The sequence below is a fragment of the Halorubrum sp. AJ67 genome (assembly GCF_000513435.1).
Window position 1 is genome coordinate 132,490 of sequence record NZ_CBVY010000007.1, and the last position, 2,669, is coordinate 135,158.

At 69.5% G+C, this 2,669-nt stretch carries 2 protein-coding genes and 1 pseudogene (1 of these 3 running past the window's edge); all 3 read left to right on the forward strand.

Going from position 1 to position 2,669, the window contains the following annotated elements:
* The first annotated feature begins 173 nt into the window (after nt 1–173).
* On the forward strand, nt 174–1,949 hold the full coding sequence (locus tag BN903_RS08255) for a histidine kinase N-terminal 7TM domain-containing protein (RefSeq protein ID WP_048077291.1): 1,776 nt from the start codon (nt 174–176) through the stop codon (nt 1,947–1,949).
* Between the two features lie 30 nt (nt 1,950–1,979).
* Nucleotides 1,980–2,420: an EamA family transporter gene (locus tag BN903_RS08260; RefSeq protein ID WP_048077292.1), complete on the forward strand. Its 441-nt coding sequence runs from the start codon at nt 1,980–1,982 to the stop codon at nt 2,418–2,420.
* A 192-nt stretch (nt 2,421–2,612) separates the two neighbouring features.
* A pseudogene (locus tag BN903_RS08265) lies at nt 2,613–2,669 on the forward strand (sensor histidine kinase) (it continues 1,056 nt past the right edge of the window).

The window sequence follows — 2,669 nt, forward strand, 5'->3', positions numbered from 1 at the left end:
GACGGGGCGACGCTCGGCGTCGCGCCGGACAGTAGCTACCTCGTCGCGGGCACCGTTCTCTTCGTACTCGGCTGGTGAGCGCCGCGCACCCGGTTTCGCGGGCGCGTCACCCGATTTTTGGTCGAAATAATTCGACCCGATGAGTTATAAATCCAATAACCGTGGGACACGACATGACAGCGTTGAGCCCCCTCTCAATCGCGCTCCTCGTCGCCGTGACGGTCGGGCTGGCGGCGGCGATCCTCGCGTGGCGGGAGCGGCCGGAACCGGGCGCGACGTGGCTCGCCGTCCTCCTCGCGGGACAGGTCTGGTGGGCGACGTTCCTCGTCTTCGAACTCGAGGCGGCGACGCTCCCCGGGAAGGCGCTGTGGTACGACGTCCAGTGGGTCGGGGTCGTCGCGATTCCGGTCGGGTGGCTCTTCTTCGCGCTGGCGTACACCGGATACGACCGGTACGTGACGCCCTTCTCCGTCTCGCTCGTGTCCGTCATCCCCGTCGCCACGGTCGCGGTCGCCGCCGCCGGCGATCCCGGGAACCTCCTCGCCGTCGACCGGGCCGTGCGCGAGACCGCCGTCGGGACGTTCCTCGACGTCGCCCCCGGACCGCTGTACTACGTCATCGCGGGCTACACCTACCTCCTCGGCGCGGTCGGGTCGGTCCCCCTGTTTCAGCTGATCCGCGACGACGCCCGGCCGTTCCGGGGACAGAGCGCGGCGCTCCTGATCGGCACCGCCGCGCCGTGGGCCGGCAGCGTCGCGTACCTCACCGGGGCGATCCCGATCCCGGGACTCGACCCCACGCCGATCGTGTTCGCGGTCTCGGGGGTGACGTACCTCTTCGCGCTGTCGCGGTTCCGCCTGCTGACGCTCGCGCCGGCCCCGCGCCGCCGCGCGCGCCAGCTCGTCTTCGAGCAGCTCCACGACCCCGTGTTCGTCGTCGGCACCGAGGACCTGCTGGTCGATCTGAACGAGAGCGCCTCCGAGACGTTCGGCATCGACCGCCAGGCGGCGATCGGCGAGCGAGCGGGCGCGGTCGTTCCCCGATACGACGCGGTGCGCGAACTCGACGACGACCGGGGGTCGCCGCGACCGATATCGTTAGTCGGACGCGACGGGCAGCGGCCGTACGAGGTGACGGTCAGGGGTGTGGTCGACGACCACGACCGCACCACCGCCAGAGTGATCGCCTTCCACGATGTCGGGGCGTACCTCGGTCAGCAGCAGCGGCTCAACGTCCTCAACCGAGTGTTCCGCCACGACGTGCGGACGGAGACCAACCTCATCTTGGGGTACGCCGAGCAGTTACGGGCGAACCCGACCGACGAGCGCGCACTCTCGATCATCGAGGAGAGCGCGGGGCGGATGCTCGAACTCAGCGAGCGCACCCGGACCGCCGGGAAGCTGTTCGACCCGACCGAGGAGGAGAAGTCGGGGCCGCTTCCGGACGTCGTCGACGAAGTCGTCGCGGACGCGCGGAGCCTCGACCCCGACGCCCGGGTCGAGACCGGTCGGATCTCGGACGTCACCGTCCCATTGGTGTTGCGTGTCGTCTTGGAGAACCTCTGTTCGAACGCGGTCCGACACAACGACGGGGAGACGCCGTGGGTGCGGATCGACGCGGCGGTCGCGGACGGGTGGGTCGAGGTCACCGTCGCCGACGACGGCCCCGGTATCGACCCGGCCGAGTACGACGTGTTGGACCGCGGCACCGAGACGCCGCTCCGGCACGGCAGCGGGATCGGCCTGTGGATCGTCAAGTGGGGCGTCGACCACCTCGGCGGCCGGATATCGTTCGCCGAGCGCGAGCCGCGGGGGACGACGGTGACGGTGTCCGTTCCGGTCGATCGGTCGGGAGCGGGCGGGAGCGACCGCGGGGAGCGAATCGCCGGATGCGACCGGACGGACGACGAATCGGGTGCGGCGGAATCGCCGTCGAACGAGGGTCGATAGGCACTTGCCGCCGGAAGGCGACCTCGTCGTATGGACGCTACGGCCACAACGTATCTCCCGTACGCGCTGCTCGCGATGGGCGCGTACGCGCTGGTTTCCCCGCTGATGCGCGTCGCCACCACCGGACCGAACGCGATCCCGAGCGACGTCGCCGTCGTCGTCTCGAACTCGCTGCTGATCGTGATGGCCGTCGGCGTGATCGCCTACACCGGACAGGGGTTCACGACGCACCTCGCCTCGCCGAAGCTGCCGCACGTGCTCGCCGCGGGCTTTTTCCTCGGCGTCGGGATCCTCGCCTTGTACCGGTCGCTCTCCTTGGGTCCCGTGAGCGTCGTGACGCCCATCTTCGCGATGTTCCTCGTCTTCTCGTCGGTGATCGGCTTCCTCTTCTTGGGCGAGTCGTTCACCCTTCGGAAGGGGCTCGGCATCGTCTTCGCCGCCGCCTCCGTCTATCTGGTCTCCGGAGCATAGCAGCGACCCGACCGCGCCGCCCCCTTCCTCGATCCGGAACCGCCTGCCGCGTGACGAAACCCCTTTAGTTGCCAGCGGAAAAGGAGCGCACCCGCCGTGTCTCGCCTGTCGAACCTCCCGAACCCCTTCCGCGCGCTCATCCTCTACATCGGGTTCGCCCTCGCTCGGGTCGGCCTGATCGACCGCCACCGCGTGGTCCGGACCACGGACCTCGCGTGGCCGCGGATCGTCACGGGGATCGCGCGGATG